Source organism: Glutamicibacter sp. NPDC055354 (genome assembly GCF_053644955.1).
In genome coordinates this window covers 2,132,231-2,153,980 of the sequence record NZ_JBSHMB010000001.1, presented here as the reverse complement: position 1 = coordinate 2,153,980, position 21,750 = coordinate 2,132,231, and the positions used below count along the sequence as shown (strand labels likewise).

The following is a 21,750-nucleotide window of genomic DNA, read 5'->3' as shown; positions in this document are numbered from 1 at the left end:
AATTCCAGCAGCCAAGGAGAAGCCCATGAGTGAGCACCTTCCAGTCATCGTCATCGGCGCCGGCCCCATCGGCCTAGCCACCGCCGCCCACCTGCGCGAACGTGGGCAGGAGGTGCTCGTCCTGGAAGTAGGAGCCAGCGCAGGCGCCGCGATTTCGCGATGGGCCCACATCAAGCTCTTCTCCCCATGGCGCTTCAATATCGATGCCGCCGCCCGCCGGCTGCTGGAAACCCCCAGCGAGGGATACGCCGGAGGCTGGGAAGCGCCGCGGATCACCAAGCTTCCCACCGGCGCGGAGTTGGTCAGCGAATATCTCCAGCCGCTGGCCGCCCACCCGGACCTGTCACCGCGCATCCGCTACGGCCACCGCGTGGCGAAGATCAGCCGCGTACTGGCCGGCGGCCGCGGTGCCGACAAGGCACGCACCGCGCACCGCGATGAAGCCCCATTCCTGGTGCGCACCGAGACTCCTGGCGGCCCGGTGGATCTTCTCGGCCGTGCCGTGGTTGATGCCAGTGGCACCTGGAACCAGCCAAGCCCGGTAGGCCGGGCCGGAATCGAAGCCATCGGTGAAGCGCAGGCGCGCGAGCGCGGCTTCATCATCTGCGGGCTTCCTGATCCGCTGGGCGCCGATGAGCAGGAGCTCGCGGGCAAGAAATTGCTGGTGCTTGGCGCCGGGCATTCGGCGGCGAATACCGTCATTGCCCTGGGCCGGTTGCAGAAGAAGTTCCCGGACACCCGGATCCTCTGGGGCCTGCGCGGGGCGGCCAACCCGATCCGGCTCTACGGCGGCGGAGCTGCTGACCAGCTCCCAGCCCGGGGCCAGCTGGGCACGTCGCTGCGCCGGCTGGTGGAGAACGGCAACGTGGAATTGCTGGAAAATGTCGCCGTCGCTTCGATGAGCGCAGGGGAGCGGCTGTCCGTATCGCTGGCTGACGGACGTGAGCTGGGCGTTGACCGCATCATCGCGGCCACCGGTTTCCGCCCGGATCTGCAGATGCTCTCCGAACTGCGCCTGGACCTGGATGAATGCGTTGAAGCCCCGCGCCAGCTCGGGCCATTGATCGACCCGGAATTCCACAGCTGCGGAACGGTCAGCGCGCACGGCGAAAAGCAATTGGCGCACCCGGAGAAGAACTTCTACATCGTTGGAATGAAGAGCTATGGACGGGCTCCGACGTTCCTGATGGCTACCGGCTACGAGCAGGTGCGCTCCATTGCCGCTGCCTTGTCCGGCGATGCCGACGGGGCAGGCCGGGTTGAACTGGATCTGCCGGAAACCGGGGTCTGCTCCACGGATCTGGGCGGTTCCTGCGACGCCCCCGCGGACGGCGACACCGCCAGGGGAACCGAGCCCGCCGAAGCTGCCAGCTGCTGCGCCTCGCCGCAGCCGGTGAGCCTGGGATTGAGCACAGGAACACTGCACGGCAACAGCGAAGTAGCCGCCCAGTAAGCCAGATTGGGCAAGGGGCGATCGCCACGGAAATTCGATGGAGCCAAGGGGCAACGCGGCATATGCCGCGTTGCCCCTTGGCTCCATTTTTCTTTTCGAGGACCGGGATAGGACCGCGTTTCAGCTCACCGGGACTGGTGTGTTCCTGGCCGCCGGATCCTGCTGGGCTGCCGTGCCTCGGGTACCGGCACGCTGCGGGGCCGGGATTCCGGCGAGCGCCACCGCGCACACGGAAGTGAGCACCAGTGCGGTAGCTGGGGCGATGGCAGTCCACGGAGCCCGCTCGACATAGCCGATGCCTTCGGCCAGCAGCAGGCCCCACTCCGGGGTGGGCGGCTGCGCGCCGAGCCCGAGGAAGCCGAGGGCGGCCAAGGCCAGTGCCACCCCGGGCAGCCGCAGCATCCCGTGCCTCAGCAGGGCCGGAAGCACCGCGGGCAGCAGATGCTGGACCCAGATCCGGCCGCGCGGCACCCCGGAGAGCGGAAGCCAGCGGATATGCGGCATGGCCCTGGCTTCGTCGAGCAGCGAGGCAGCATGCGTGGCCAGCGGAGGCCAGCTCACCCAGAGCACGGCCAGCGCCGCACCGCCGACCGAGGGGCCCAGCAGGGCCGCGATGACCACTCCGGCCAGAATCGGCGGAGTCGCGTTGGCAATCACCGCCGGACCGCGCGAGATCTCGCCTGCTGCCGCAAGCAGCAGGCCAATCAGGATTGCGCAGGCCACGATCGCCAGTGCCGGGCCTACCGTGCCCAAAGTTCCATGGGCCACGCGGGCCAGCAGATCCCGTCCGCTGGAATCGGCACCGAACGGCAAACCGGCCCCCGGGGCTTGCAGCCTCTGGAACGCAAGGGTGTAGGGGTCGCGCGGCAGGCCGAAAGCCAGGATGGCCAGCAGCGCGGTGCAGGTGATCGCCGCAGTCCAGCGCTGGATCCTGCCGTTGCCGCGCGCCTCGGGCGGGGCTGGCAGCGACCCGGCGGGCAGGGCGCCGCCGCGCAGCGCGCGCCGGGCCGCTGCGGTGAGCATTCCGATCAGCAGCGCCGATCCCGCCATCAGCAGCAGCCCGGCCTGCAAGGCGGGAATATCCTGCGCATTGGCCGCCCCGAGCAGGTAGCGGCCAAGTCCGGGCACCGCGAAGACCTGCTCCACGGCCACCGCGCCGCCGAGCAAGCCGATGAACACCAGGCCGAGCTGGTCGATGACTGCCGCGGCGGCCCGGCGCAGCACCCCGGAGAGGATGGCAGGGGCCGGAGCTCCGGCCAGGTGCCAGATCCCGGCCCAGCGTTCGGCGGCCACCGAGGCGATGGCATCGGCCAGCAGCCGGCCCAGCAATCCGCCGGCCGGGATGCCCAGGGCCAGCGCGGGCAGGATCGCGGTGTCCAGCCCGGTCCACCCGTAGGGCGGAAGCCATTGCAGCTGCACCGCCACCAGTACCAGCAGCAAGCTGGCCAGCAGGAATTCGGGCAAGGCGGTCAGCGCCACGCCCAGCGGCCCGGAACCTGAATGCTGCCGGTTGCGCAGCACGCGCAGCGCGGCGGGCAGCACCAGGGCGAAGGCCACGGCGAGCGCGATGATGGTGGCGAAGGCGGTGAGCGTGGCGGAGACCGACAGGGCCCGCCAGGCGCCGGGAGCGATTTCTGCCCCGCTGACCCAGGAGTTGCCCAGATCCCCGTGCAGCACCCCGGACCACCAGTGCAGGCTGGTGGCCAGCGGGCCCTGGTCCAGGCCCAGCTGCGCGCGCACGGAGGCCAGCGCCTGCTCGGTGGGTTCCAGTTCGGCATAGCGTGCGCGCAGCACCGCGGCGGCCGGGTCCGTGCGCGAAAGCCAGGGCAGCGCGCCGGCTACCAGCAGCAGGGCCAGCGCGCTGAGCAGGCAGGATGCGAAGGACGGCCAGGAGAGGCGCCGCGCCTTCAGGGCGAACCAGTTCATCAGCGTTGCGGCTCCTGCTCGCTGTCCAGGCGGGTCTGCGCAGTGATCAGCTCGCGTTCGCGCGGATCCTGCGCGGCGTCGCGCACGGCGGGGCCCTCGCCCTGGATCACGCGTTCGTGCAGCAGCGCGATGGCCGCGTCGGTGCCCAGGATCCGGGCTTCGGCCAGCATGATCTGCTGCTGGCGCTGTTCCCCGGCTTCGGTTTCCGAGGCTCGGGCGATCGCCTGGTCCACGTCCTTGTCGCAGAGCTGGGCGATGGCGAAGCCGCCTTCGCAGGTGAAGTCGGAGGCGAAGTACGCAACCGGGTCCCCGGAATCAAGCACGGTGGCGCGCGAGAGGATGAAGGCATCGAAGGCGCCGTCCAGTGCGTCGGCCTCGATGTACTGGTATTCGCGCACATCCTGCTTCACGATGAATCCGGCCGCTTCCAGCTGCTGCTCCAGGATCACCGCGACTTCTGGCAGTTCGGCGCGGTCGGTGAAGGTGCCCAGGGTGATTTCCACGTCCTTGACCTTGGCTGGTTCGGCACGCTGGGCCAGCAGCTGCCGGTATTCTCCAGAATCGCGCAGTCCGGCGGCGTAGGGCAGGGCCGGGCCGAGCAGGCCCTCGGCTATATCGGCGCGGTTCTCATACACCGACTCCACGATGGCCGCCCGGTCGATGGCTTCGCGGGCCGCGGCGCGCACCGCCGGGTCGGCGAACGGGCCCTTCTCGGTGTTCAGGTACAGCGTGTTGGTGCGCGGCATCGGCACTTCGGTGAGCAGCTCCTGGTCCACCGTAGCGGCCTGCCCGGCGGGGATCGCCTCGATGACATCTGCTTCCGAGGTGCGCAGCGCGGCGGCGCGGGCGGTGCCATCGGGCACGAACTTCACGTCGATGCCCGAGGCTGCGGCCTTTTCGCCCCAGTAGCCCTCGTACCGGTCCAGGGTGGCCCCGGAAATCCCGTCTACGTCCACGATCTGGAAGGGGCCGGTGCCGTGGCCGGCCGGATCCACCCCGTTGGCGGTGTAGGCTTCGGCGGCGAAGATGGCCAGCTGCGGGCTGGAGAGCCGCTGGGGCAGCAGCGGGTCGGGGTCCGCGGTGGTGATCCGCAGTCCGTGCTCCCCGCGCACCGCGACCTTCAATGCGGTTCCGTTCAGGATGCGCGGCACCGGGGTGGAGTCGATGGCCCGCTGCAAGGAGTTCGCCACCGTTTGGGCGGTCAGTGGCTGCCCGTTGTGGAAGCTGACGCCTTCGCGGATCTCGAAGTCCCAGGCAAGCTCGCCGCTGCGTTCCCAGCTGGTAGCCAATGCCGGCTGGGCGTCCCCGGACGCATCGAGATTGACCAGGGTTTCGGCGGCGGACCAGCGCGAGAGCTTGAACGCGTCGTCGCTGAGCGGGCTGAGCCCGGAGCGGGGCGGCTGCATGTGGGCTACGGAGATGCGATCGGTGCTGCCGGCCTGCTCGGCGGCCGCGGAGAAGCAGCCGCTGAGGGCAAGTGCTCCGGCCAGCGGGATGGTGAGCAAGGCCAGGGTCTTGGGGCGGGGTCGATTCATGGGTGCGAGGTCCTTGGATGATGGGTGATGGGTGATCAGTTGGAGGGCGGGTTATCGGGACGGTGGGCGGATGGCGATGGTGCGCGAGCATTGCGCGGCCAGTTGCGGGTCGTGGGTGATCAGCAGCAAGGCAATGCCCGAGTTGGCGGCGGTGGAGAGCAGCTGGCCGGCGACTGCCTGGGCGGTGTCCGGATCCAGGGCGCTGGTCGGCTCGTCCGCCACCAGCACCGAGGGGTTCACTGCCACGGCGCGGGCCAGCGCGGCCCGCTGCAACTGTCCTCCGGAGAGCTGGTGCGGGCGCCGATCCAGCAGTGCCGTGTCGAATTGCGCCAGCTCGGCAGCCCGGTCGATGCCCGTTCCGGGGCCGGCTGGGGGAGCCAGCCGGTGGATGGCCTGCTGCAGCGAGGTGCGGATGCTCCAGCGCGGCACGAAGGCGGCGGCAGGATCCTGGGGCACGCCCTGGACCAGCCGGCGGCGTGCTGGCGCGTGGCTGCGCTTCGGTGCGCTCCAGTGCTGGCCCAGCACGCGGATTTCTCCGGAGTCCGGCAGTTCCAGGCCCAGCACGATGTCGGCCAGGGTGGATTTGCCGGCGCCGGATGGCCCGGTGACGGCCACCGATTCGCCCGGGGCCAGCGTGAAGCCAAGGGGCTCCAGGACCAGGCGGCGGGCTGCGCCGTGCCCGCGCAGTGCGCTGAGCGCGGATACTTCCAACGCGGGGATGCTCAAGCCGGTACCCGTTCCAGCCGGGGTGCGGTGGTGCTGGCGATCTTCCCGGAGTCCAGGACCAGGTGCCGGGTGGCCAGCGCTTTGGCGACTGCCGCGTCGTGGGTGACCAGCACCAGGGCCTGCTGCTGGCCCAGCAGGGTGCCCAGCAGTTCCAGGATGAGATCCCGGGCGGTGTGGTCCAGGGCGCTGGTCGGTTCATCGGCAAGGATCACCGGGGCCTGGCTGAGCACGGCCAGGGCTATGGCGGCGCGCTGTGCTTGCCCTCCGGAGAGCTCTGCGGGACGTCGTGCGAGCAGCTGCGGATCGCCCAGCCCAGCGCCTTGCAGAATGCCGCGGACCTGCTGCGCGCTGGCGCCGGTGGCCTTGCGCAGCTGCCGTCCCAGCGGCAGCAACGGATGCAGGGCGTCCTGGCCGCGCTGCGGGATGTAGCCGATGCGCGTTGAGCCGGGAGTGCGGGTTCCGCTGAATTCCAGTCCGGGCGCCCAATTCCCGGTGATCATCGACAGCAGCAGCGACTTTCCTGCACCCGAGGGGCCGGTGATGACCACGCGCTCGCCGGGAAGAAGCATGAACTCCTCGACGTCGAGCAGCGGGCTGGTGGCGCCGGGCAGTCCCAGGCGCGCATTGCGCAGGCACAAAACCGGGCTGGGCGGCAGCGGGGCGCGGGGCTGGCGGGCGAGCCCGGGCTCTTCATGGTTCATAATGAGAATCATTATCACTTAAGTTTTCTTGGCAGCGCAAATCAGCCTCCGGGATCGGCAAGGCGGACGTGGCGGGCCGCGGCCGCTGGCCAAGCTGGGTGAAGTCGCATAATTTTTCGTGGCCGTACCGAACCTCGGCGCATGTGCATACCGTGGAATCAGGGTGCGGCAACAAATGGAGCAAGAGGAGAAAGCGATGATGGAGTCGTTATGGCAGGCGAAGCGTGCTTCCGGTGGCACCGACCCATTCCAGCCGGGCGCAACCTATGACGCCATTGTCGTAGGCGCGGGGCTGACCGGGCTGGCCACCGCCGTGCTGCTGAGCCGGGCCGGATTGAGCGTCACGGTACTCGAAGCCAGGTTCGCCGGGGCCGGAACAACAGGAGCGAGCACCGCGAAGCTCAGCTTGCTGCAGGGCACGGTGCTCTCCGGGATCCGGGAGCATTGTTCCCAAGAGGTTGTGGACGCCTATGTCCAGGGGAATCTCGAAGGGCAGTCGTGGTTGTTGCGCTATCTGGAGGAGCGGGATGTCGCCGTGCAACGGCGGGATGCCTACACGTACACCGAAGCCGAATCCGGACGTGCCAGTCTGGAGAAGGAAGCCGAGGCAGCCCGCAGCGCCGGGGTGGAGGCCAGCTGGTGCGGCCCGGACATCGGATTGCCGTTTCCCGTGGCCGCGGCGCTGGCCCTGCCTGGCCAGGCGCAATTCAACCCCATGGAAGTGCTCCAGGCCTTGGCCAGCGACCTGCGCTCGCGCGGGGGCAGGATCGTCGAGGGTGTCAGGGTGCGTGATGCCAGCGCCGGCGCCCTGGCCACAGTGCATACCAGCCAAGGCGAGAACCGTGCCCAGCAGGTCATCCTGGCCACGGGTATCCCCATCCTGGATCGGGGACTGTATTTCGCCAAAGTCGAGCCATCGCGCTCCTACGTGGTCGCGTATCGAATTGATGCAGCCGCCGGTGCGCTGCCCCAGGGAATGTACCTGTCCATCGACCAGCCAGCACGTTCGCTGCGGACGGTTCCTCTCGACGGGCAGGAGCTGCTGCTGGTGGGCGGCAACGGCCATCCGGTGGGCCAGCAGCTCTCCGAGCTCGGCCAGCTCAAGGACCTGGATATCTGGACCAGAAGGCATTTCCCCGGGGCCGAACTCGCCGGGCAATGGTCGGCGCAGGACTACAGATCGGCCAATATGGTTCCGTTCGTTGGCCAATTGCCCCGCGGGGGAGGGAACATCCATGTGGCCACGGGCTACAACAAGTGGGGGATGGCCAATGCGATTGCCGCTGCCCTCCAGCTCAGCGCGAACATCCTCGGCGGAAATATCGCCTGGACGCAGGCGTTGTCGCAGCGCGCGACCACCCCGGCCGACCTGGTCGCCGGGGCGAAGATCAACTCCCGGGTTGCTGGAAAACTCGTAGAGGGATGGAAACGCTCGCTGCTTGGCGAAGCAGGCAAGGGCGCCGCGCAGGATGCAGGCGGCGTGTTTGGCGAGGAGCGGACTCCGCCCGCCGAGGGCCAAGGTCTGGTGCTGCGCGAGGGCCTGCGCCCGGTCGCCGTGTCCACAATCGGCGGGGCCACCTGCCGGGTGTCCGGGATCTGCACTCATCTAGGTGGCGTGCTGTCGTGGAATGACGCGGAGAAATCCTGGGATTGCCCGCTGCACGGGTCCAGGTTCAGTCCGGCCGGGGAAGTATTGGAGGGGCCGGCGACGCAGGACCTCGCTGCTATCGACTCGGCAACTGGCACCGGCGGGGATTAGGAGACTGGGAAACACAGTTCAACGCCCGCGGGCCCGCCGAGTATTCATCTGCTGTGGCCAGGGAATGATTTCGGAAAGTGCAGGGATGATGATTCACTGGAATTTCAAGTACACCCGCCGTTCACCTTGGACCCCAGGAGAAGTTTTGCGAACCACCGGACCTGCCCGGCCACCTCTGCCTCGAACCGCCGCTTTCACCGCGATTGCCAGCATGGGCCTGGTCCTGCTGCTTTCGGGCTGCGGGTCGGACTACCCGCTGGGAGAAGAGCAGCGCAAGGCCGCTGAATCGAATAGCTCTAGCCTCCAAGGCACGCTGACCGGCGGCGGATCCACCGCGCAGAATTCCGCCATGAACGCCTGGACCACCGAATTCTCCACCATGCACCCCCAGGTCCAGGTGCAGTACGCCTCGGTGGGCTCCGGCGCCGGACGCGCCGGGCTCCTGGCAGGCGGCACCGAATTCGCCGGATCCGACGCTTACCTGAAGGAAGAGGAAGTCCAGCGCTCCATCGAGACCTGCGGCCCGCAGGGCGCGATCAATATCCCGGCGTATATTTCCCCGATCAGCATCGCCTTCAACCTGCCGGGCATCAAGGAATTGAACATGGATGCCCCAACGATCGCCAGGATCTTCTCCGGTGAGATCCGCTCCTGGCAGGACCCGGCCATCGCCCAGCTGAACCCGCAGGTGCAGCTGCCCGACCTGCCTATCACCGGGGTGGCGCGCGCCGACGATTCGGGCACGACCGAGAACTTCACCGAGTACCTGCATGCGGTTGCTCCCGAAGCTTGGCCACACGAGCCGGATGGCGGCTGGCCGGACGCCACCGGGCTGGAGAAGGCCCAGGGCAATGCCGGCGTGGTGACCACCGTGACCCGCGCCGTGGGCGCGGTTACCTATGCTGATGATTCCCTGGTGGATAAGTCGCTGGGCAAGGTGAAGCTGAAGGTCGGCGAGGAATTCGTGGCAGTCAGCGGGGAATCAGCGGCCAAGGCCGTGGCCGAATCAGAGCGGGTCCACGGCCGCGGTGAGCATGACATCGCTTTGGAACTGGACCGCAAGACCACCGCCGCCGGCGCGTACCCGATGGTGCTGGTCTCCTACCTGCTGTTCTGCAGCGGCTACGAGGATCCGCAGACCATGGAACTGGCCAAGACCTTCGGGCAGTACGTCGTCAGCGACCAGGGGCAGAAGACAGCGTCCGACTCGGCCAAGAGCGCGCCGATGCCGCAGCAGCTGGCCGAAGATGCCCGCGAAGCCATCGATTCGATCACCGCGCGTTCCTGATTCGGGCGAACAGCCCTGCTGCATCCATCCGCAGGAAGGATGCAGCAGGGCTAGCTATGCAGCAGTCTTGGCCGCCGCGCGGTACGCGCGATTTCGCGACCCGAGCAGCGCCGCGCCGATGACCGCGGCCAGCAGCGAACCGCACAGCACCCCGACCTTCACGTACTGCGCTTCCTCGCCGCCCTGGCCGAAGGCCAGCTCGCCGACCAGCAGGGAGACGGTGAAGCCGATGCCTGCCACGAAGGACAGCCCCAGCACATCAGGCCATTTGATGCTGCCATCCAGCTTGATTCCCGGGAGCCTGGTGACCAGGAAGGTGGCGGCGGTGATGCCCATCGACTTGCCCAGCACCAGGCCGGCAATGATGCCCAGGGCCACCGGGCTGGCCAGCGCTTCGCCCAGTCCGGACAGGCCGCCGACCGGAACGCCGGCGGCGAAGAAGGCGAACACCGGAATGGCGATGATGGATGAGGGAATGGACCACCGGTCCGCGAAGTGGGCGGCCAGGCCTTCGTGGATCGCTTCGCCCTGCTCGGTGCTCCCGGTGCGCACATGCGCCCGCTGGGTGGCAATTACCGGAACCATGAAGCCCAGCAGCACGCCGGCCACCGTGGCGTGGATTCCCGAGGCATGCACCAATGCCCAGACGGTGGCGCCGAGCGGGATCAGGACCCACCAGGCGCGGACCCCGCGCTGCACTGCCAGCGCGAATGCCGCCAGCGGCAGCAGCGCGAGGATCAGCGGCAGCCAGGCCAGGTCATCGGTGTAGAAAATGGCGATGATGGAAATGGCCAGCAGGTCATCGACCACCGCCAGCGTGAGCAGGAAGGTGCGCAGGGCAGGGGGCAGGAACTTGCCCACCACTGCGATCACGGCGATCGCGAAGGCGATATCAGTGGCTGCGGGGATTGCCCAGCCGTTGATGGCGGAGCTTCCCGATGCGGAGATGACAAGGACGTAGAACAGTGCCGGCAGCGCCACCCCGCCCACGGCTGCGGCCACCGGAACCAGTGCGGTGCGCGGATTGCGCAATTTGCCGACAACGAATTCTTCCTTGAGTTCCAAGCCGACAACGAAGAAGAAGATGGCGAGCAGGCCGTCAGCGGCCCAGGCTCCGACCGAGAGATTCAAGTGCAGGGACTCGGGGCCGAAACGGAAGTCGCGCAACCCCTCGTACCATGGGGCTGCAAGGGAATTGGCCAGGATCAAGGCGGCGAGGGTGGCGCAGAGAAGCAGCAGCCCGCCCATCGAGTCCTGCTTGAGGGTTTGGCGGATTCCACGCCACATGGCGTGGGGTGCTTGGCGTGATACGCCAGTTGAGGGGTATGGCAAAGTAACGGGTCTTTCTGGGATCCGGGAAAAGGGCACGAGGGTGCGCGGAATCCACTGGAGAAAAACCAGGAGTCGGGACCGCGCAACTAGTGGCGCGGTGGCGGGCAGCCGGCGATCTCGCCGTGGGCGTTGGTTCCCCAGGAACTCAACCACCCGTTGGTGCCGCTGGCTAGCTTGGTCAGCAGTTTCCCCTTGGGGAAAACGGCAGCGAGAAGCCGCTGCGCATGCGTTGAGACGACCAGAGCCATGCTTCCAGCGTACAGACCAGTGAGGCATAGGCCTAACCCGTGACGGCCCGGCCGCCTTGGGCCTGCCGCTAGTGCATCAGGCTGGCGAACATCTTCAAGCGCAGCGCCTTGGCGGTGGCCATATGGGCCTGGATGAGTCCGCAGGCCTTGGCGCTGTCGCGCTCGCGGATGTTGTCCACGATGCACTGGTGCTCATGCAGGGATTCGGTCCACCGCGAGCCAACCGAGAGCGTGGATGAAGGAGCATGGATCTGGTGGGTGGCCAGGCGCTCCAGCAGATCCTCCAGCACCGGGTTGTGCGCAGCGCGCCAGAGCGCGCGGTGGAACTCGATGTTGGTGGCCAAGCGGGTGGCGTCATCTGGGTCGGACAGCGCGCGGTCCCGGTCAACCAGGGCCTGCAAGCGCATCAGGTCCACTTCGGTGCGCACCGAGGCGGCTTCCTGGGCGGCCTGGCCTTCGAGCAGGATGCGCAGGTCGTAGACCTGCATGATCTGCTCGGGGTCGATTTCCTTGACGAAAAGACCGCGGGCGCGGCGCTCCAGCAACCCTTCATGCAGCAGGCGGGTCAGGGCTTCGCGTACCGGGGTGCGGGAAACTCCAAAGCGTTCTGCCAGGGCGACCTCGCGCAGGGCATCCCCGGGCTGGAATGCGCCTTGCAGCAAGTCGTCCTTGAGCTGGGCATGGATTGAATCCGAATCGAGCTTGGCCATGATCCCCATTCTCGTCTAAGGCTGGATGGCGGGTAAAACCATTGTTCCGCCAGTACAGGCGTACTGGCGGAACAATGGGATTTAGTACTTAGGCAAGGTTACCGGCACGCCGGCCGAAGACCACACCGGCTGCCAGGCCGGAACCGCCCGGGTAGTTGGCCGAGAACAGGCCGCCGAGCATTTCGCCGCAGACGTACAGGCCTTCGATGATCTCGCCGTTCTCGTCCAGCACCTGGCCGTCGGTGTTGCCCTTCAGGCCGCCGAAGGTGAAGGTGATGCCACAGGTGACCGGGTAGGCGTAGAACGGACCGGTCTGAAGCGGGTTGGCCCAGTTGCTCTTAGGGGGAGTTACCTTCGCGGCGCGCCCATCGAGCACGTTCGGGTCGTAGGCGATGGAGGTGTCGATGGAAGCATTGAATTCCGAGACGGTCTTGGACAGCGCCGCTGGATCCACGCCGATCTTCTGCGCCAATTCCTCAACGGTGTCGGCGATGACCTCGGAGATCTCCGGCATCTCGTACTCTTCGGCGCGCAGCATCGGACGCAGCGACGCGTCGAAGACCTGGTAGGCGATGGAGTCCGGCTGCTGCAAGATGACCTTGCCGTACTTGGCGTAGGTCAGGTTGCGGAAGTCCGCGCCCTCATCCAGGAAGCGCTCGCCGCGGTTGTTCACAATGATCCCCAGCGGGTAGGACTGGCGGGTCAGGCGATTGGTCAGCTCGCGGTTGGATTCGTTCTTCGGGGTCAGCGCGTCCCATTGGACCGAGTGGCAGGTGCTCCAGTCCCCGCCCTTGGCGGCGCCGATTTCCAGGCCGGCGGCCAGCATCTCGCCATTGTTGAAGGGGGTGCCGCGGACCTTGGCGTTCTGCCAGCCTTCGCCCAGGTGCTCCTGACGCCATTGCGGGCTGGATTCGAAGCCGCCGGCGCCGAGGATGACCGACTCGGCGCGCAATTCCTGCTCTTCGCCGTTGGCGCGGACCTTGACGCCCACCACCTTGCCCTCTTCCACGATCAGGCCGTAGACGTCCTGCTCGAAACGGACTTCGGTGCCCAGCTTCCGGGCTACTTCCAGGTGGTCCTTCATCAGGCCTTCGCCGCCGTCGACGTTGCCCACGTGCAGGCCGCCCCAGAACAGGTAGCCGCCCTCCGGGGTCTTGTAGGCCTGGCGTTCGTACATCAAGCGGTACTTCAGGCCCAGGGACTTGAGCCAGCGCAGGCCGGGAGCTGCTTCCTTGACCAGGACCTCGGTCATTTCCTTGTCGTTGCGGCCCTCGGTCACCTTGGCGATGTCGCCGGCGTAGTCGGCCTCGGAGTAGGGCGGGACTTCGGAGACCGGGTGGCGCTCATCGAATTCCACCAGATCCTGCAGGTCTTCCAGGCCGTTGTGCGCAATGCGGGTAGCGCCTGCGGTGTAGTAGCTGTTGCCGCCGAACTGGTCGCGCGGAGCCTTTTCCAGGAGCAGAACCTTGCGGCCGCGGGTCACTGCCGCGTGCGCTGCGGTGAAGGCCGCGTTGCCGCCGCCGACCACAATGACGTCTGCGGCGTTGGCAGCGGTTTCCTGAGCATGGGTTGTCATGAGATGGCCTTTCGGAAATGAAGACGTGGGAAAACGTGGATCCGGAATTAGTGTATACACTAATGTGCATTAAAAGCCAGTGTGGTGCAGGAAATTCAGCTGACCCACGAATACCGGTGCTCGGGACGGCCTGCCGAACCGTAGCGCGGACGCAGCTGGGCCTTGCCCGCCGTGACCAAAAAGTCCAGGTAGCGCCGGGCACTGACCCGGGAGATCCCGCAAATTTCGGCAACCTCCAAGGAAGACAAGGTGCCATCCGGATGGCCCGGTGCGCTGCGCAAGGCTTCTCCGACCAGTGCCATGGTGGGCGCGGTGAAGCCCTTGGGCAATCGTTCGGTCTGGGCGCCGGTGACGGCCCCGGGTGCCAGTTCGAGGACTTCGGGGATCCTGGCATCCCCTCGTCCACTGGCGGCCTGGAGCAGCTGGTCGATCTCGGCCTGGCCCAGCTCGTCGATCTGCTCCTCTGGCTGCGCCACCGCTCCGGGCTGCTCCGAAACGCGCTGGGCATAGAGCGCCAGACGCTGCTTGAACTCGTCCACGGTGAAGGGCTTGACCAGGTAATCCTCGACGCCGTGGCCCACTGCTTGGCGCACCGCATCGCGTTCATTGTTGGCGGTAATCATGATGACGTGCGCGTCGGACCCAGCTGCGCGCAGCTGGGCCAATACTTCCAGCCCGGTCAGATCCGGCAGGTGCACATCGAGCAAGACCAGATCCACCTGCCCGGATTGCACAAAGGGAACCACGCCGGAACCGCGCTCCAGCACGCCGACCACTTCAAAATGCTCCATGCCCTGCAGGTAGCGGCGATGCAGCCCGGCCACTGCGAAGTCGTCATCGACCACGAGTGTCTTAATCATTGAAGTAGTCTCCTTGCGCGGGAACGGGAATGCTCTGCTTAACCATAGGTCGCTTCGACGGAGGCCAGGCGACGATGACCTCGGCTCCGCCCAGATCACTGGACCCGAACTTCAGCACGCCACCGCGCCGGGTCCGGATGCGGTCAACCAGGGCCAAGCCGATGCCCCGTCCGTGGACTGCTCCCGGCACCCCGGTTTTGCTGCTGTAGCCAAGCTGCACCAGGCGGGCCGCGTCGCCTTCCTTGATGCCCGGGCCGGAATCGCTGACCGCGATGCGCATGCCGGTGGGCCCGGCGTTCAAGTGCAATGACACCACGCCGCCATCACCGCCGGCCTCGATGGCGTTGGCCAGCAGGTTCGAGGCGACGGTGATGGCATCGTCGTCAATCGCGGTTCCGGGCACCACCGCGGAGAACGGGTGCAGTTCCAGCCGGACCCCGGCTTCGCTGGCCACGGCCTGCTTGGCAACGAAGAGCGCTGACAGGGTGGGGTCGCCCAGGTGCGTTTCCGGATGCTCGCCGCGAGCGCCGGAGAAACGCTGGATATGCTCCTTGGCTTCTTCGTATTCGCCGATGGACATCAGCCCCGAGAGCAGGTGCAAGCGGTTGGTGAATTCGTGGGCCTGGGCGCGCAGCGTATCGGCCAAGGACCTCTGGCCGCGCAACTCGCGCAAGGTCTCTTCCAGCTCGGTATGGTCGGTCAAGGTCAGGGTGCGTCCATAGTGCTTGGGTCCCAGCATCGCCTCGCGGCGGGTGGCAATCAGCACACGCTCTCCGGAAAGCACGTTCTGCACCGATTCGGCCTCGGGGGAGTCGCTGCGCAGGAGGTCCACCAGGCTCTGGTCCAGGACCTCTTCGGCTTGCTGGCCCACAGTGTCTTCGGGAAGATCCAGCAGCCGGCGCGCTTCTCCGTTGACCAAGGTGAGCCGGCCATTGCCATCCACGCCCAGTACGCCATCGCTGACTCCGTAGAGCACCGCCTGCTGTGCCTGCTTCAGCGAATCCACTTCTTCGGGGTCAACCCGGTAGATTCTGCGGATGGCCCGTTCCACCAGCGCGGCCGCGAGGCTGCCGATGGCCACGGCCAGGATAATCCACGGCGCGAACGCCCAGACGATATCAACCAGGCTGGCGCGCACCTTGCTTTGCAGGATGCCCACGGAGATGGTGCCAACGATCTTCCCCTCCTCGAAGACCGGTTGCTTCACCCGCAGGGTGATGCCCAGGGGTCCTTCCTCCACGCCCCTGAAGGTTTCGCCGTTGCGGATGGATTCATGATCCGAGGAAACCGGCTGGCCGATGGACTCGGGGTCGGGGTGGGCCACGCGAATGCCGTTCAAATCGGCAATGGTCACATAGTCCACTCCGGAGGCCGATTCGGCCAGGTGGGCCAGCGGGGCGACGACTTCGGCTGCGTTTCCGGGATCCTCGGCCAGCGCGTGGCCAATCGGGGCCAGCTGGGCCGTTTCCTCGGCCACCAGGGCGACGCGGCTGAAAGCGCTGTCCTCCACCCGGTTGATCTCGAAGCGCATCACGATCACCGAAACTGCCAGCAGCGTGATCAGCACGATGGCTAATTGCAGGAACAGGATGCGAACCCGGAAGCGCTGGCTGTTCTTCATCCATTGCATGGTGGACCCGCTTGCTCCCGTTGTTTTTATTTTCTTAATTGCCCGTTATGACCAGAACCGCATTCCCGGTGTGTTTCGGCTCACTTTGACTGCACACTGGGAAAGGCCGCACCGGGAATCGGTGAGGTGAATCACTAACAATGAGGTTACGGAAAATGGTGAGCAAACGCATCTTGAGCCGGTCCCTGTACGGCGTTGTCGTCGTGGCGGTAGCGGGACTCGCATTCACCAACGCGGCAGCGTCGGGCGGAGAGTCCTCGGCGCGGAACAAGTTGGTCATCATGGCCCCTGCCTCGCCCGGAGGCGGCTGGGACGGCTTCGCCCGTGAAGCCCAGCAGGCACTGAAGTCCATCGGCGCAGTGAACAACGTGCAGGTCACGAACATTCCGGGAGCTGGCGGCACCATCGGCTTGAGCCAGTTCGTGCAGATGACCGGGCGCCACGACATGCTCATGGCCACCGGCGGGGTGATGATCGGCGCAATCGAGCTGGCCGACTCCGAGGCCACCATGAAGGACGTGGAGCTGGTCGCGCGCATGTCTGATGACTACGCGGTGCTGGTCGTGCCGGCCAAGTCCGAGATCAAGACCCTGGACGAGTTCATCGCGGCCTGGAAGAAGGACCCGGGGAAAACCTCGATTGCCGGCGGTTCGCTGGGTTCGATCGACCACCTGCTCACCGGTGCGGTGGCCCAGGAGGTGGGCATCGACCCGTCCAAGGCCAACTACATCGCCTACTCCGGCGGCGGCGAGGCGCTGACCTCGATGCTGGCAGGCACCACCGTTGGCGGCATGTCCGGCTACAACGAAGTAGCTGACCAGATCGAGGCCGGAAACCTGCGGGCGCTGGCCATCTCCTCCGAAGAACGGCTGCCGGGGGTCGACGTCCCGACCTTCAAGGAACAGGGAGTTGACGCGGTCATGGCCAACTGGCGCGGCTTCGTCGGTGCCCCGGGCATCACCGAAGAGGACAAGCAGGTCTTCGTGGACATGGTCCACGAAATCCATGAATCCGAGCAGTGGAAAGATGCGCTGGAGCGCAATAACTGGACCGACAGCTTCATGATCGGCAAGGAATTCGAAGACTACGTGGACAGCGAAATCGAAGTCACGGAACAAATCGTCAAGGGACTGGGACTATGAGCATTCAAGCACCCCAAGCAACAGAGGGCAACGGCACCGGCACCCGCCGTAACGCCGCCCCTGCCCAGAGCTTCTTCAGCGGGCGCAGCGAACTGGTCGTCCCGGCTCTGATGCTGGCCCTGGCGCTCTTCCTGACTTGGCAGACCGCCACCATGGAGGTACTGGGCAAGTCGGTCCCCGGCCCGCAGTTCTTCCCGACCATTGTGTGCGTGCTGCTCTACGGTGTGGTCATCGCCCACACCATCCAGATTTTCCGCTCCCCGCGCGGCGGCGCAGCCGCGCCGGCCGCGGAAGAAAAGCAGTACAAGACCCAGTCGGACTGGAAGACCATGGGCATGGTGGTGGCCGGCGTCATCGGCTTCATCCTGATCCTGCCCTACGCCGGCTGGATCCTCAGCGCGGCAGCCCTGTTCTGGGTCGTTGCCCGCGCACTGGGCAGCAAGAAGGCGTTATTCGACGTGAGCATTGCACTGCTCTTCTCCTGCGTGATCCAGTTGGCTTTCAACGCCGGACTGGGATTGAACCTGCCTGCGGGATTCCTGGAAGGACTGCTCTAGATGGAACAGCTCAATCTGCTGCTTGAGGGATTCTCAAACGCACTGACCCCCATGAACTTGCTGTGGGTGCTGCTTGGCGCCCTGCTGGGCACCGCCGTAGGCGTGCTGCCCGGCCTGGGCTCGGCAATGGCCGTGGCGCTGCTGCTGCCTATTACCTTCTCGCTGGATCCCACCGCGGCATTCATCATGTTCGCCGGCGTCTACTACGGCGGGCTGTTCGGCGACTCCACCTCGGGCATCCTGCTCAATACGCCGGGCAATTCCTCGGCGATCGCCTCGACCTTCGAAGGCCACCGGATGGCCCGCAACGGCCTGGCCGCCAAGGCCCTGGCAACTGCGGCCATGGGCGCCTTCATTGGCGGCCTGCTGGCCACCACCGTCGTGGTGTTCTTCGCCCCGACCCTGGTCAAGCTGGCCACCGCTTTCGGTCCGGCTGAATACTTCGCGCTGGCAGTCTTCGCCTTCCTTGCAATCTCCTCGGTGGTTTCCGACTCGATCGTCAAGGGCCTGATGGCCCTGGGCATCGGTTTGGTCTTGGCCATGGTCGGGGTGGATGGGCCTTCGGGAACCATCCGCTACACCCTGGGCCTGCCACAGCTCTTCGACGGCATTTCCATCGTGGTGATCACCGTGGGCCTGCTGGCCCTGGGCGAAGTGCTGCATATTGCCTCGCGCATCCACCGCGATCCGGAAGCCGTGAAGATCAAGCCGAGCGGCCGTCCGCGCCTGCACCGCCACGACATCAAGAAGGCTCTGCCGGCATGGCTGCGCGGTACCGCTTTCGGCCTGCCTTTCGGCATCATCCCTGCTGGCGGTTCCGAGGTGCCGACCTTCCTGGCCTACGGCACCGAAAAGCGCCTGGCCAAGCGCCGCGGCGATATCGAATTCGGCCAGATCGGTTCCATCCGAGGCGTGGCTGCTCCGGAAGCCGCTGGCAATGCCACCGCCGGCACCGCCATGGGAGCCTTGCTGGCCCTGGGCCTGCCCACCAGCGCTACCGCGGCCATCATGATCGCCGCCTTCCAGCAGTACGGCATGCAACCAGGCCCGCTGCTGTTCGAACGCAGCGGCCCCATGGTGTGGACCCTGCTGGCCTCGCTGTTCATTGGACTGGTGATCCTGCTGGTCATGAACATGCAGTTCGCGGTGCTGTGGGCCAAGCTGCTGCTGGTCCCGCGCCACTACCTGTACGCAGGCATTACCGTGCTCTCGGTCCTCGGCGTCTACGCCATCAGCGCCGCGCTGCTGGATCTGTGGATCCTGCTGGGTGTGGGACTGGTTGGATTCGTGATGCGTCGCTACGAGATCCCCTTGGCTCCGGTACTGATTGCAGTGATCCTGGGCCCGCTGGCCGAAACCGAGCTGCGCCGAGCACTGACCGTCTCGGAAGGCGATGCGGGCATCCTGGTTTCCAGCGGAATCACGATCACCTTGTACTCGATCCTCGCATTGACGCTGGCATTCACCGCCTACAAGCACGTGCGTGCTAGCAAGAAGGCCAAGGAAGATGCCCAGCTGATCAACGCCTGATCATCTCCTTTACAGCAAAGCACAGCACAGCACAGCACAGCAGGCCTTGCCGCCTCTACCGCGGCAAGGCCTGCCGTGCGCGTTCAAGGCGCATGGCAGCACGGCGAAGGCCCGGTTCGAATCCTGCGGCTGAATGCTTCCTGACTGCGGCTTGCCAGCGGTAGCTGCCCAGAGCACAGTGGGCTGTGGACGATGAAAGGAGCATGAATATGCCAGACCTAGCAGGCAAGAAAGTTATTGCGGCAGTTTCCAACCGCGGAGTCGAGCAGGATGAGCTGAAGAAGCCGGTGGAGCACTTGCGCCAAGCCGGTGCGGAGGTGGTGATCGCGGCCCCGGAGGCCGGCCAGGTCAAGTCGCTGGTCGGCGATTGGGATCTAGGGGAGGTCTTCGAAGCCAGTGAAGCGCTGGCAACAGTGAACGAGAAGGATTTCGATTTGCTGCTGATCCCCGGCGGAACGCTGAATGCCGACAACCTCCGCTTGGATGCCGATGCCCAGCGCATTGCCAAGTCCTTTGCCGGTTCGGGCCGGCCAATCGCTTCCATCTGCCATGGGCCATGGCTGCTGGTGGAAACCGGATTGGCCAAGGGCAAGACCTTGACCTCGTACACCTCGATCAAGACCGATGTCGTCAATGCCGGCGGCACCTGGAAGGACGAACAGGTTTTCCGCTGCCCGGCAAACGGCTTCGCGCTGATCACCTCGCGCAATCCAGGCGACCTCGATGCGTTCAACAGCGCCATTGCCGCGGAGCTCAGCTCCTAGCAATTGGCGGCCAGCCGGCCAAGCCGCCGTCGAAGCCAGCCTTCCGGACGGCGGCTTCGCTGTGCTGGGACCAAAGCCCGCCATCCAGGGCTTTGGCGATCCGAGGCACGCCACCACGTTGTGGTTGTCGCGTATTCTCCCACCTGTGGAGGCAGGAACATGGCTGCAGATTATGACGAGGTTCGTCCGGATTTCGCCGCGGCGTCCGAGAAGACGCTCAAGGACGTGCAACAAGCCGATGCCCCCGACGCGAAGAGCTTTGTGGCCGAGCTTGAAGAAACCGACCTTTCCGATGGCGTGGAGCTCCCTGGCGCCATCGTCGAGGAAGAGCTGAGCGTTGAAGTCCTTCCGCAAGCAGCGGATGAGTTCCTCTGCGCCAGCTGCTTCACTATCCGCCATCGCAGCCAAGCCGTGCAGAAGACTGGCCTAGGCGTCATCTGCCGCGACTGCGCCAGCGAACTCGCCTAGCTTCCTGGGATTCCCAGAATCCCGGCGTTCGGCGTTCGGCGTTCCAAGGCGTTGGGTATGGCGATGACGCTGAGGACTTTGCCATGGACTGCATGGACAGAGCGGGCACCCCGGCATGCCGGGGTGCCCGCCTCAGCAATTCAGCATCTGGTCAAGCCGCGTGCGGGTCCCGATGCTGTCCGGTCGCCTTGCGGGAGAGGAGCAATCCCAAGATGATCATGAGCGCACCGAGCCCCAAATGCAGCCAGTTATCGGCATCGTTCAGCGGGATGAAGTTGGCGGCGCTGTCGAAATCAATGACTAGCCCGTAGACCCACAGGGCCAGGTAGATGATTCCGCCGCCAATGAGGTAGCTGCGGGCAGCAGGCACGGTTCGCGCCATCAGGTAGCCGGCAACACCGAAAAGCAGATGCACGGCATTGTGCAGGTACGAGACCTGGAAAATTCCCAGCAGCTTGGCTTCAGAGTGGTGGCCGGCACCAGAGAGCGATTCGTAGTTGGTGGTGATTCCCGGAATAAATCCGAGGACGCCGACCAGGAAGAACACGATGCCGACCGCTAATGCGGCCTTTTGCACCAGCGGACGTGTTGCTATGACAGGATCTTTTGGATGTTCCATGATCTTGCTCCTTCATTCTGGCTGTTGCGATCGGAAGGAAACGTTGGCCAGGCATGCTGGCCGCCGTCATGCAAGCCACGCTAGGGGATTGCCGACTGGATGGCACGGGAATCTTCCAGTACCTAGGGAACGTCCAGAATCGGTGGTGCGCAGATCACTGGTGCCGCGGTGCGTGATCCTCGCTCTTCGCTTCGTCTTGCGTCTGGAGGAAGAACGCGCCGAGTGAGCCTGCCAAGGTAGCGAACACCACCACGGAGTAGCTCGCCAAGATCAGCTGCAGGGCTTTGGAGAACGTATCCGTGCTGGTGATCCCGGAGCCGGTAATCGTTGCCATGGCGGTCTCGTACAGTGCCGAAGAATAGTCGCTGGTCGATTCCATCGCGTAGAGCAGTTGGCTGGAGGCAAGGATGACCACGGCGGTCACCGCAGCCAGCCAGCCGATGCGGCCGCTGAGCAACCTGCCTGCGGAGCGCGAACCGCGGACCCCTGCCGAGAGGATGCCGCTCACCCGGGCGGCACGGCCCACCCGCAGCAGGCGGGAGGCCTGGAAAGCGCGCAGAAAACGCAAGAAAGGGAACAGCAGAAACAGCACCTGCCACCAGTTGCGGCGCCAGAAATCAGCTTGGGACCTGGCGATGATCGCCCGCAAGGCGAATTCAGCAGCGAAGATTGCCCAGAAAATCCATCCTGCGATGGCCAGCGTCCGGGTCCAGAACGCGTCGGTCACCAGCAACTGCCCGAGAACCACAAAGAGGAAGATCACGCCGAGCATCCCCATGGGACGGTCCAGGCGCGTGGCAAGCAGCTCGGCCTGTTCCCACCGGTAGATCCGGTGTCCTTTTTGCTTCGCCATGGTGCTTGCCTCCTTGGCTCCCGAATCTAACCGGGTGCGGCAATGGATTCGAGGGCAACGGCGGATACCCAGC

Annotated in this window: 20 protein-coding genes; 8 read left to right on the top strand and 12 right to left on the bottom strand. The window is 65.8% G+C overall.

All coding sequences use genetic code 11. From position 1 onward, the window contains the following. Positions 1 to 25 precede the first annotated feature (25 nt). On the top strand, positions 26 to 1,453 hold the full coding sequence (locus ACWICV_RS09960; RefSeq protein WP_454090284.1) for an FAD-dependent oxidoreductase: 1,428 nt from the start codon (positions 26 to 28) through the stop codon (positions 1,451 to 1,453). Positions 1,454 to 1,573: 120 nt separating this feature from the next. Here ACWICV_RS09960 and ACWICV_RS09955 read toward each other — a convergent pair whose 3' ends face one another. The 4 genes from ACWICV_RS09955 to ACWICV_RS09940 are packed head-to-tail and all read right to left on the bottom strand — an operon-like array spanning position 1,574 to position 6,341. Further along, positions 1,574 to 3,379 (bottom strand): ABC transporter permease subunit, encoded by a 1,806-nt coding sequence (locus tag ACWICV_RS09955; RefSeq protein ID WP_454090285.1) that lies wholly within the window; start codon positions 3,377 to 3,379, stop codon positions 1,574 to 1,576. Continuing rightward, on the bottom strand, positions 3,379 to 4,914 hold the full coding sequence (locus ACWICV_RS09950) for an ABC transporter substrate-binding protein (protein WP_454090286.1): 1,536 nt from the start codon (positions 4,912 to 4,914) through the stop codon (positions 3,379 to 3,381). Before ACWICV_RS09950 ends, ACWICV_RS09955 begins: the two co-directional genes overlap by 1 nt. Before the next feature lie 51 nt (positions 4,915 to 4,965). Beyond that, the gene (locus ACWICV_RS09945) at positions 4,966 to 5,640 is read right to left on the bottom strand and encodes an ATP-binding cassette domain-containing protein (protein ID WP_105658744.1); all 675 of its coding nucleotides are present in this window, start codon (positions 5,638 to 5,640) and stop codon (positions 4,966 to 4,968) included. Then, entirely contained in the window at positions 5,637 to 6,341 is a 705-nt protein-coding gene (locus ACWICV_RS09940; RefSeq protein ID WP_454090287.1) for an ATP-binding cassette domain-containing protein, read from the bottom strand. Before ACWICV_RS09940 ends, ACWICV_RS09945 begins: the two co-directional genes overlap by 4 nt. Before the next feature lie 196 nt (positions 6,342 to 6,537). On the opposite strand from ACWICV_RS09940, the gene ACWICV_RS09935 reads away from it, so the two are divergent. Together ACWICV_RS09935 and pstS are read left to right on the top strand one after the other, a co-directional pair. Beyond that, positions 6,538 to 8,100: an FAD-dependent oxidoreductase gene (locus ACWICV_RS09935; protein ID WP_454090288.1), complete on the top strand. Its 1,563-nt coding sequence runs from the start codon at positions 6,538 to 6,540 to the stop codon at positions 8,098 to 8,100. A 211-nt stretch (positions 8,101 to 8,311) separates the two neighbouring features. Further along, positions 8,312 to 9,388 carry a phosphate ABC transporter substrate-binding protein PstS gene (gene pstS / locus ACWICV_RS09930; protein ID WP_286134369.1) on the top strand — a complete coding sequence of 359 codons (1,077 nt, stop codon included), beginning with the start codon at positions 8,312 to 8,314 and terminating at the stop codon, positions 9,386 to 9,388. 54 nt (positions 9,389 to 9,442) lie between these two features. Here pstS and nhaA read toward each other — a convergent pair whose 3' ends face one another. From nhaA to ACWICV_RS09900, 6 genes are all read right to left on the bottom strand, one after another. Then, positions 9,443 to 10,675: a Na+/H+ antiporter NhaA gene (gene nhaA / locus ACWICV_RS09925; protein ID WP_454090289.1), complete on the bottom strand. Its 1,233-nt coding sequence runs from the start codon at positions 10,673 to 10,675 to the stop codon at positions 9,443 to 9,445. Positions 10,676 to 10,806: 131 nt separating this feature from the next. Beyond that, positions 10,807 to 10,968 (bottom strand): hypothetical protein, encoded by a 162-nt coding sequence (locus ACWICV_RS09920; protein WP_166650850.1) that lies wholly within the window; start codon positions 10,966 to 10,968, stop codon positions 10,807 to 10,809. 68 nt (positions 10,969 to 11,036) lie between these two features. After that, positions 11,037 to 11,678 (bottom strand): GntR family transcriptional regulator, encoded by a 642-nt coding sequence (locus ACWICV_RS09915; protein WP_454090290.1) that lies wholly within the window; start codon positions 11,676 to 11,678, stop codon positions 11,037 to 11,039. An 88-nt stretch (positions 11,679 to 11,766) separates the two neighbouring features. Then, positions 11,767 to 13,254 (bottom strand): FAD-dependent tricarballylate dehydrogenase TcuA, encoded by a 1,488-nt coding sequence (tcuA, locus tag ACWICV_RS09910; protein ID WP_365945427.1) that lies wholly within the window; start codon positions 13,252 to 13,254, stop codon positions 11,767 to 11,769. 95 nt (positions 13,255 to 13,349) lie between these two features. Next, positions 13,350 to 14,114 (bottom strand): response regulator, encoded by a 765-nt coding sequence (locus ACWICV_RS09905; protein ID WP_332595332.1) that lies wholly within the window; start codon positions 14,112 to 14,114, stop codon positions 13,350 to 13,352. Then, on the bottom strand, positions 14,107 to 15,735 hold the full coding sequence (locus tag ACWICV_RS09900) for an ATP-binding protein (protein WP_454090291.1): 1,629 nt from the start codon (positions 15,733 to 15,735) through the stop codon (positions 14,107 to 14,109). Before ACWICV_RS09900 ends, ACWICV_RS09905 begins: the two co-directional genes overlap by 8 nt. Before the next feature lie 164 nt (positions 15,736 to 15,899). Between ACWICV_RS09900 and ACWICV_RS09895 the strand changes: the two genes are divergently transcribed. From ACWICV_RS09895 to ACWICV_RS09875, 5 genes are all read left to right on the top strand, one after another. Then, positions 15,900 to 16,886, top strand: a complete 987-nt coding sequence (locus tag ACWICV_RS09895) for a Bug family tripartite tricarboxylate transporter substrate binding protein (protein WP_454090292.1) — start codon at positions 15,900 to 15,902, stop codon at positions 16,884 to 16,886. Further along, a complete protein-coding gene (locus ACWICV_RS09890; protein WP_454090293.1) occupies positions 16,883 to 17,443 on the top strand; it encodes a tripartite tricarboxylate transporter TctB family protein in 561 nt (186 codons plus the stop codon). Before ACWICV_RS09895 ends, ACWICV_RS09890 begins: the two co-directional genes overlap by 4 nt. Further along, complete coding sequence (locus ACWICV_RS09885) at positions 17,444 to 18,973, top strand: tripartite tricarboxylate transporter permease (RefSeq protein ID WP_454090294.1); 1,530 nt, start codon at positions 17,444 to 17,446, stop codon at positions 18,971 to 18,973. Positions 18,974 to 19,182: 209 nt separating this feature from the next. Continuing rightward, on the top strand, positions 19,183 to 19,737 hold the full coding sequence (locus ACWICV_RS09880; protein WP_454090295.1) for a type 1 glutamine amidotransferase domain-containing protein: 555 nt from the start codon (positions 19,183 to 19,185) through the stop codon (positions 19,735 to 19,737). 159 nt (positions 19,738 to 19,896) lie between these two features. Continuing rightward, positions 19,897 to 20,205: a DUF4193 family protein gene (locus tag ACWICV_RS09875; protein ID WP_454090296.1), complete on the top strand. Its 309-nt coding sequence runs from the start codon at positions 19,897 to 19,899 to the stop codon at positions 20,203 to 20,205. Positions 20,206 to 20,356: 151 nt separating this feature from the next. Here the strand turns inward: ACWICV_RS09875 and ACWICV_RS09870 are convergent, their stop codons facing one another. Then, positions 20,357 to 20,824, bottom strand: coding sequence for a DUF4383 domain-containing protein (locus tag ACWICV_RS09870; RefSeq protein WP_105658756.1), 468 nt, complete (start codon positions 20,822 to 20,824; stop codon positions 20,357 to 20,359). A gap of 154 nt (positions 20,825 to 20,978) precedes the next feature. Continuing rightward, positions 20,979 to 21,677, bottom strand: coding sequence for a hypothetical protein (locus ACWICV_RS09865; protein ID WP_454090297.1), 699 nt, complete (start codon positions 21,675 to 21,677; stop codon positions 20,979 to 20,981). Positions 21,678 to 21,750 lie beyond the last annotated feature (73 nt).

Bases quoted from the DNA above. Each gene is read 5' to 3' on its own strand.
- ACWICV_RS09955 (WP_454090285.1), bottom strand. From the start codon at position 3,379: ATGAACTGGTTCGCCCTGAAGGCGCGGCGCCTCTCCTGGCCGTCCTTC.
- ACWICV_RS09890 (WP_454090293.1), top strand. From the start codon at position 16,883: ATGAGCATTCAAGCACCCCAAGCAACAGAGGGCAACGGCACCGGCACC.
- ACWICV_RS09880 (WP_454090295.1), top strand. From the start codon at position 19,183: ATGCCAGACCTAGCAGGCAAGAAAGTTATTGCGGCAGTTTCCAACCGC.
- ACWICV_RS09870 (WP_105658756.1), bottom strand. From the start codon at position 20,824: ATGGAACATCCAAAAGATCCTGTCATAGCAACACGTCCGCTGGTGCAA.
- ACWICV_RS09900 (WP_454090291.1), bottom strand. From the start codon at position 15,735: ATGAAGAACAGCCAGCGCTTCCGGGTTCGCATCCTGTTCCTGCAATTA.
- pstS (WP_286134369.1), top strand. From the start codon at position 8,312: ATGGGCCTGGTCCTGCTGCTTTCGGGCTGCGGGTCGGACTACCCGCTG.
- tcuA (WP_365945427.1), bottom strand. From the start codon at position 13,254: ATGACAACCCATGCTCAGGAAACCGCTGCCAACGCCGCAGACGTCATT.
- ACWICV_RS09865 (WP_454090297.1), bottom strand. From the start codon at position 21,677: ATGGCGAAGCAAAAAGGACACCGGATCTACCGGTGGGAACAGGCCGAG.
- ACWICV_RS09920 (WP_166650850.1), bottom strand. From the start codon at position 10,968: ATGGCTCTGGTCGTCTCAACGCATGCGCAGCGGCTTCTCGCTGCCGTT.
- ACWICV_RS09950 (WP_454090286.1), bottom strand. From the start codon at position 4,914: ATGAATCGACCCCGCCCCAAGACCCTGGCCTTGCTCACCATCCCGCTG.
- ACWICV_RS09915 (WP_454090290.1), bottom strand. From the start codon at position 11,678: ATGGCCAAGCTCGATTCGGATTCAATCCATGCCCAGCTCAAGGACGAC.
- ACWICV_RS09940 (WP_454090287.1), bottom strand. From the start codon at position 6,341: ATGAACCATGAAGAGCCCGGGCTCGCCCGCCAGCCCCGCGCCCCGCTG.
- ACWICV_RS09885 (WP_454090294.1), top strand. From the start codon at position 17,444: ATGGAACAGCTCAATCTGCTGCTTGAGGGATTCTCAAACGCACTGACC.
- ACWICV_RS09875 (WP_454090296.1), top strand. From the start codon at position 19,897: ATGGCTGCAGATTATGACGAGGTTCGTCCGGATTTCGCCGCGGCGTCC.
- ACWICV_RS09895 (WP_454090292.1), top strand. From the start codon at position 15,900: ATGGTGAGCAAACGCATCTTGAGCCGGTCCCTGTACGGCGTTGTCGTC.
- ACWICV_RS09960 (WP_454090284.1), top strand. From the start codon at position 26: ATGAGTGAGCACCTTCCAGTCATCGTCATCGGCGCCGGCCCCATCGGC.
- ACWICV_RS09935 (WP_454090288.1), top strand. From the start codon at position 6,538: ATGATGGAGTCGTTATGGCAGGCGAAGCGTGCTTCCGGTGGCACCGAC.
- ACWICV_RS09905 (WP_332595332.1), bottom strand. From the start codon at position 14,114: ATGATTAAGACACTCGTGGTCGATGACGACTTCGCAGTGGCCGGGCTG.
- nhaA (WP_454090289.1), bottom strand. From the start codon at position 10,675: ATGTGGCGTGGAATCCGCCAAACCCTCAAGCAGGACTCGATGGGCGGG.